Origin of the sequence: Streptomyces sp. NPDC058335 (assembly GCF_042723915.1) — a bacterium.
Classification (GTDB): Bacteria; Actinomycetota; Actinomycetes; order Streptomycetales; family Streptomycetaceae; genus Streptomyces.
Window position 1 is genome coordinate 36445 of record NZ_JBHXHX010000035.1, and the last position, 6317, is coordinate 42761.

General features: G+C 70.3%; 6 protein-coding genes and 1 pseudogene. 4 read left to right on the top strand and 3 right to left on the bottom strand.

Annotated elements, in window-relative coordinates; genetic code table 11:
* The first annotated feature begins 2 nt into the window (after positions 1–2).
* Positions 3–356, top strand: a complete 354-nt coding sequence (locus tag ACFWJX_RS39425; RefSeq protein ID WP_383251769.1) for a Tn3 family transposase — start codon at positions 3–5, stop codon at positions 354–356.
* Between the two features lie 132 nt (positions 357–488).
* Here the strand turns inward: ACFWJX_RS39425 and ACFWJX_RS39430 are convergent, their stop codons facing one another.
* The gene (locus ACFWJX_RS39430; RefSeq protein WP_383251770.1) at positions 489–1436 is read right to left on the bottom strand and encodes an alpha/beta hydrolase family protein; all 948 of its coding nucleotides are present in this window, start codon (positions 1434–1436) and stop codon (positions 489–491) included.
* A 164-nt stretch (positions 1437–1600) separates the two neighbouring features.
* On the opposite strand from ACFWJX_RS39430, the gene ACFWJX_RS39435 reads away from it, so the two are divergent.
* The 3 genes and pseudogenes from ACFWJX_RS39435 to ACFWJX_RS39445 all read left to right on the top strand — a co-directional run.
* On the top strand, positions 1601–1972 hold the full coding sequence (locus tag ACFWJX_RS39435; protein ID WP_383251772.1) for a MerR family transcriptional regulator: 372 nt from the start codon (positions 1601–1603) through the stop codon (positions 1970–1972).
* A gap of 179 nt (positions 1973–2151) precedes the next feature.
* Positions 2152–2838, top strand: coding sequence for a recombinase family protein (locus ACFWJX_RS39440; protein WP_383251754.1), 687 nt, complete (start codon positions 2152–2154; stop codon positions 2836–2838).
* Between the two features lie 316 nt (positions 2839–3154).
* Positions 3155–3609, top strand: a pseudogene (locus ACFWJX_RS39445) (sortase domain-bontaining protein); the annotation flags it as partial.
* A 64-nt stretch (positions 3610–3673) separates the two neighbouring features.
* Here the strand turns inward: ACFWJX_RS39445 and ACFWJX_RS39450 are convergent.
* Positions 3674–4948, bottom strand: a complete 1275-nt coding sequence (locus ACFWJX_RS39450) for a beta-ketoacyl-[acyl-carrier-protein] synthase family protein (RefSeq protein WP_383251756.1) — start codon at positions 4946–4948, stop codon at positions 3674–3676.
* Positions 4941–6149, bottom strand: a complete 1209-nt coding sequence (locus ACFWJX_RS39455) for an MFS transporter (RefSeq protein WP_383251757.1) — start codon at positions 6147–6149, stop codon at positions 4941–4943. Before ACFWJX_RS39455 ends, ACFWJX_RS39450 begins: the two co-directional genes overlap by 8 nt.
* Between the last annotated feature and the right edge of the window lie 168 nt (positions 6150–6317).

Consider the following 6317-nt stretch of genomic DNA (forward strand, 5'->3'; position numbering starts at 1 on the left):
TGATGGAGTCCTCCAACGGCGCGAACTCCGTGATCGCCTACGGAAAGGGCGGGGAGATCGCCTCGAACCGGCGCGACGAGCAGGTGATGTTCGTGCTGTCCCTGCGGTTTCTGCAATCAGCCCTGGTCTACGTGAACACCCTGATGCTTGAGGACATCCTCGGCGAACCGGAGTGGGCTGACCCCCTCACGCCCGCCGACCGGCGCGGCCTGACCCCGCTGTTCCGGTCCCACGTACGCCCGTACGGGGAGGTCAACCTCGACATGGACGCCCGCCTCGACCTTGCCGCGGTCAAACTCCCGGGCCCCCGAGTACCGACGGACGCCGCCGACCTGCAGGCATTTGAGCGTGCGTAGGCGTGGTCGGCCAGACCGGTCTCCAGGAAGTATCGCCGGGCTCGTACACCCGTGTGCGAGACGCCGTGGTCGCAGGGCTGACGCCGCGGCAAGGGCTGCGACCGCCCCGGAGGTGGTTCGCTTCTCAGCGCTTCACTTGGATTCGATCCGCCCCATGGGGGCGACGCTCTCCGACAAAGCCTTCTGCGCTGCGGTCCAGCCGGCGTCCTCGATGCCGAGTGCGTGGCGAAGGTAGGTCCAGGTGACCCGTTGGATCAGGGCCACGCGCTCGGGGTTCTCGTCCGTCGTCTCCCGGACTTCGTAGCCGGCGATTCCGCCGAGGGAGTGCTCCGCCCCGAACAGAGTGAGCAGGCTTTTGCGCCCCGGGCTCAGGTGGTACGGGTCGGCGAGCCACTCCGGCCCTCTGACGGACAGCGGTAGCTCGTCCTTGTCCCCCGCGACCACGAGGGTCGGCGTGGTCATGTGCGCGAAGTCCGGTCCCTTCAACCACGGGAGCTTCTCGGCCGCGAAGGGGGTCAGGTCGGCTCCGCCCCTGCCGGCCGTGGCAAGCAGCACGCCCGCCTTGATCCGCGAGTCGGACAGGTCTTCCGCATTCTTGCTCACCGGATCGAGGACGCGCAGGCCCAGCAGATTGCCCGCCGTCTGGCCGCCGAAGGAGTGTCCGGCCGCGGCGATGCGGCTTCGATCCAGGCGCCCGCTGAGACCGGGAACGGCGACCTCCAGCAGATCAAGCTGGTCAAGGATGCGCTTCATGTCCTGGACGCGGAAGCGCCAGAGCCGCGGTGTGCGGGGATCGTCCAGGGGAAGACCCACGGTCCTGGAGTCGAGATGGGTGGGCTGAATCACCACGAAACCGTGAGTGGCCCAGAAGTCGGCCAGAGGACCGTAGCCGTTCAACGACGACCCGAAACCATGCGAGAAGACGATGATCGGCAGTTCGCTCCCGGTTGTCGGCGCGGAAATTCTTACCTGCAGGCCCTCACCGCGGCCCGGTGCTTCCAGCACTACTGGCTTCACCGAGACGATGGGGGCGGCGGCGGTGATGGCGACGTTCGTGGCTGCCGCGTCTGATGCAGTCATGGGTGGATCTTCCTTCGTATTTCCGCTGGGAATGCTGTCGAACAGGGTGGTCACGGTCTCGTCCTTCGCCTTGGCGGAGGGAGTGAGCCGTCGCGAGATACGCTAAAACCTGACGCTGACGTCAGAGGCAAGAAGTGTGGTCCGGCTCACCTCGGAGAGACATGATGCGTATCGGCGAACTCGCCACCAGGACAGGAGTCAGCGTTCGGGCGCTGCGCTACTACGAGGAACAGAACCTGCTCTCCTCACAACGCAGCCCCAGCGGCCAGCGGCAGTACCCGGACAGCGCGGTCGACCGTGTCCAGCTGATCCAGCAGTTGTACGCCGCCGGGCTGCCGAGCAAGTCGATCGCGGATCTGCTGCCGTGTGTCGTGAATGGTGAGGCCACGCCAGAGCTGCTCGACCGGCTTTCGGCGGAACGGGAACGCATCGACAGCCGGATCGGCGATCTGGTGGACGCCCGGGACAGGCTGGGCACCGTCATGGCCGCCGCCACGGCGAACTGGCGAACAGGCCAACGCTGCCGACTCCCGTAATCAGCATGCCGGGCTCTGCGGCTGGGGACGGAGATGCCCAGCAATCGACCGATCGATGAGCAAGATCGGCAAGTGGCGGCGCGCGACCGGATCGACGCCGGATCATGCCCATAAAACGGTGTCAGAAAGCCGATGTGCTCAAGAACTTGAGGAGCACCCTTTACTGTGCGATCTGGTGGGTGCAGCCACCCCAGGACGACGACGCCGCCGATCTCCTCGCCCCCGTTCCGGCCGTACGGACCGGCGGCCTTGTGGGATACGCACGTGCGTCCACCAAGGGGCAGGTGCTCGACCGGCAGATCCACGCACTCACCGAAGCAGGGTGCACCCGGATCTTCGCCGACAAGAATTCCGGCAAGAACGCCGAACGCGAGAAGCTGTGGAAGGCCCTCGGCTTCCTCCGCGAGGGCGACACCCTCGTCGTCCCGTCGCCGGACCGGCTCGGCCGCTCGATCCAGAACCTCATCACCATCGTGTCCGGCCTCCGGAAGCGCGGCGTCGGCTCCACCTCGCTGCACGAGGCGCTCGACGCGACCACGCCCGGCGGACCCCTGGTCTTCCACGTCTTCGCGGCCCTCGCGGAGTTCATCCGCGAACTCATCGTCCAGGGCACCAACGAGGGCCTGGACGCCGCCCGCGCCCGAGGTGCCCGCCTCGGCCGCCCGCCGGCCATGACCGACGAACAGGTACGTCATGCCCGCGACCTGCTCGCCCGCCCGGAGAACACCGTCACCTCGATCGCCAAGCTCCTCGGCGTCTCCCGCAACACCATCTGCAACTACGTGCCCGAACTGAAGGGCGGCCGTCTCGCGCTCGCCGAGGCGACCAACACGGCAGAACTGCGACCCTCCAGGTCAAAGGACTGATCACCGCCGTTTGCGGCTGGTGACACGGTTCTTACCGGCACACCAAGTACAGAGGGCGATCCGGACGACGCGCCCACGCTGGCACTCGCAGAGTTCCTCGGACCGTGCGTCATCGTCACCCAGGACAGCGTCTTCCACCACTTCGGGTTCGCCATCATCGACTGGATCCCGGTCGTCCAGAGCATGATGCGCGTCGCAGGCCTGGAGGCCACCGCCGCAAACGCGCTGACCGTCATCGACTGGGCACTGCGGCTGTCCGGCGCGGGCGCTCACCGCCTGGTCGTCCTCGCCGGACGCAACCCGCTGCTCGCGGCCGCAGCTGGAGGTGCCGTCCATAGGGGTCGTCGCCCCCGTGGTCCGGCGCGGTCTGGACATGACCGTCGTCATGGACCCGCCGCCGTACCAGACGCCGCACGCCATCGGCTGGTTCGGCACCGGCGCCCGGCCCGGCACCGACGGAGCCGCCCTCTTCGGGGGACACGTCGACACCGAGACGAGGCCGGCCGTGCTCTACGGCCTGAGCGCAGCGCAGTACCCCCCGGCGGACGGATCAGGGTGAACGGCGGCGACGGCTCGGCGGTCACCGAGTTCACCATCGACGACGTGCGGGTCCTCGGCCGGCCCGAGTTCGACCCGAAACAGGCGTACGGACAACGGCACCCCGGCCGCCCCCAGCTGTGCCTGATCACCTTTGGCGGCACCTTCGACCGGGCGCTGGGCGCCTACACCGCCAACGTGGTGGTCTCCGCCTACCTGACGGACACCGGCTGACGGCGTACCCCGTCGGCGGGACGTCCCGCCGACGGGATACGCCGGGGTGGCCGGGGCGCGGATCTCAGGCCGCCGCCCCCATCGCCAGCACCGACGTCTGGCTCCCGAAGGCGAACGACATGGACACCGCGAGATCGAACGAGGTGTCGCGGGCGCCCTCCGCCACGTGGTCGTGGTCGCACTCCGGGTCGGGCGTCGTCAGATTGATGGTCGGCGCCAGCCGCTGGTGATGCAGCATCAAAGCGGTGGAGGCCGCGTTGATGATCCCGGCCAGGCCGAAGGTGTGCCCGTAGATCGGCTTGTTGGAGCTGATCGGGGGCAGCGCCCCGAGGCCGCGGCCGGGATACAGCGCGCGCAGGGCCCGGCTCTCGGCCAGGTCGTTGTAGCGGGTCGCGGTCCCATGGGCGCAGAAGTAGCCCACCTCGTCCGGGCGGCGCCCGGCCTCCTCCAGGGCCTCCACCACCAGGCCGGCGGTGACCTTGCCGGTCAGGTCCATGGTGGTGGGGTGGCCCGCCTCGTTCATCGAGGCGTGGGCGAGGACACGGGCGTACACCCGGGCCCCGCGCCGCAGGGCGGCCGACTCCCGCTCCAGGCACAGCACCACGGAGCCCTCGCCGAGGGCGAACCCCTCGCGGTCGGCGCTGTAGGGGCGCACCGCGCGGGACGGGTCCTCGGACTCCGTGGAGAGCACACCGTTGCCCAGCGCCCGGTAGCAGTGCGCCACCTCGGGCAGGATGGGGAACTCGTGGCCCCCGACCAGGACGGCGTCGCTGCTGCCCGCCCGCAGCTCCCGCAGGGCCAGGCCGATCGCCTGGTGGCCGCCGACGCAGGCGTTGCTGATGGTCGTGACGAGGCCCTGCGCCCCGGTGTGGATGGCGGCCAGGCTCGCCGGGGTACCGGGCAGCCCGCGGAACATGGCGCCCTTGTCGTCGTACGCCGTCGGGTCCTCGCCGCGCAGCACGGGCTGCCACCAGGAGAGCGGGCCGCGCGACGAGGAGAAGATCACGCTGAGCCGCCGGGCATCGACGTCCCCCTGGTCCAGGCCCGCGTCGTCGCGGGCCTGGACGAGCGCGGACATCGCGATCAGGATCTCCCGGCTGTACTTGCGGGCGTGGGAGGGGTCGAGGCCGGGCAGGCGGGCGGTGTGGTCGAAGTCGCGTATCTCGGCCGCCGCGTGCACGGGCAGCCCCTCGGCCGGGCCGTCGAACCGGGTGAGGGCCCCGATCTGGGACCGCCCGGCCGAGACGTGCTGCCAGAATTCCGCGGCCGATCCGGTACCGGGCAGCAGGGTGCCTATCCCGGTGATGACGACGGGGTCGTCGGCAGGTCGGTCAGTCATCGTCGGAAACTCCTTGCCGCGCGGGATCACTGCGTGTCTCCCGCGCCGGACCGGTGGGGGTGGAACGTCCGTAGGTGAGGGCCGCGACGGCGACGGCGACGGCCGCGAGGACGAAGGCGGGCACGGCGGTCGACTCGGGGCCCCAGGTGTTGACGAGGAGCCCGCCGACCGCGCCGCCGATGGCGATGCCCAGGTACAGGGCGGAGCTGTTGAGCGCCACGGTGAAGGGGCCGCTCGCCTCGCTGAGCGAAAGCAGCCGGTGCTGCTGGGGCACGAGGTACATCCACCCCGTGGCGCCCCAGACGAACAGCGCGACGCCCGCCCCGATCAGGGACCCTGACCACAGCGGCAGCAGTGCCAGGTCCACCGCCATGCCGCCGACGGCGAGCAGGAGCACCGCCCGGTTGCCCAGCCGGTCGGTGGCGATCCCGGCGATGGCGTTGCCCGCGACGGCGCCGACGCCGAAGACGAACAGCAGCACCGACAGCGCCCGCCCGCCGTGGGTGGCGTCCTGGAGCACCGGGCCGATGTACGTGTAGACCACGTGCTCGGAGGTGACGGCGAGCAGGGTGACCGACAGGGTGATCAGGACGGCCGGGTTGCCCAGGGCCGAGAGCCGTTCGGCCAGCGGGTGCCTGCCCGCGGGCGCCAGCCTCGGCAGTATCAGGACCCCCAGCAGCGCGACCGCGCCCAGCGCGGCGACCGCCCACAGCGTGGCCCGCCAGCCCGCCAGGCCGCCGATCCAGGTGCCGATCGGCACCCCCAGCGCGGTGGCCATGGTCAGGCCGCCGATGACGATGCCCAGTGCCCGGCCCCTGCGCTCCTCGGGGACCAGGGACGCGGCGGCGGCGGAAGCCTGGGGCGTGTACGAGGCGGCGCCGAGCGCGGCGACGAACCGGCCCGCCGCGACCCATCCGTAGGAGTCGCCCAGTGCGGAGATCACGTTGCCGGCGATGAACACCCCCAGCCCGCAGGCCAGTACGGTCCGGCGGGACAGCGAGCCGGTGATCGTGGCGCTGACCGGGGCGAACAGCGCGTACGTCAGGGAGAACACGGTGATCAGCTGACCGGCGGCACCGGGGGAGACACGGAGGTCGTCCGCGATCTCCGGCAGCACACCGGCGATCACGAACGCGTCCGTGCCGATGGCGAAGGCGCCCACCGCGAGCAGCCAGAGCACGGGTGGGGTGGCGTTTTTCACGGGAATCCTTGAAATCTTGTGGTCAGGTTCGGCCGCGGCCCCGGGGGGGGGGCCCGGGCGGGGGGGGTGGGTTTTGGGGGTGGGGGGTTGGGGGTGTGGTGGTTTGTGGGGTGGGGAGACGCCTGGGCGGCGGTTCTGGATCAGGCAGGGAGGGGTTGGGCGATGGCC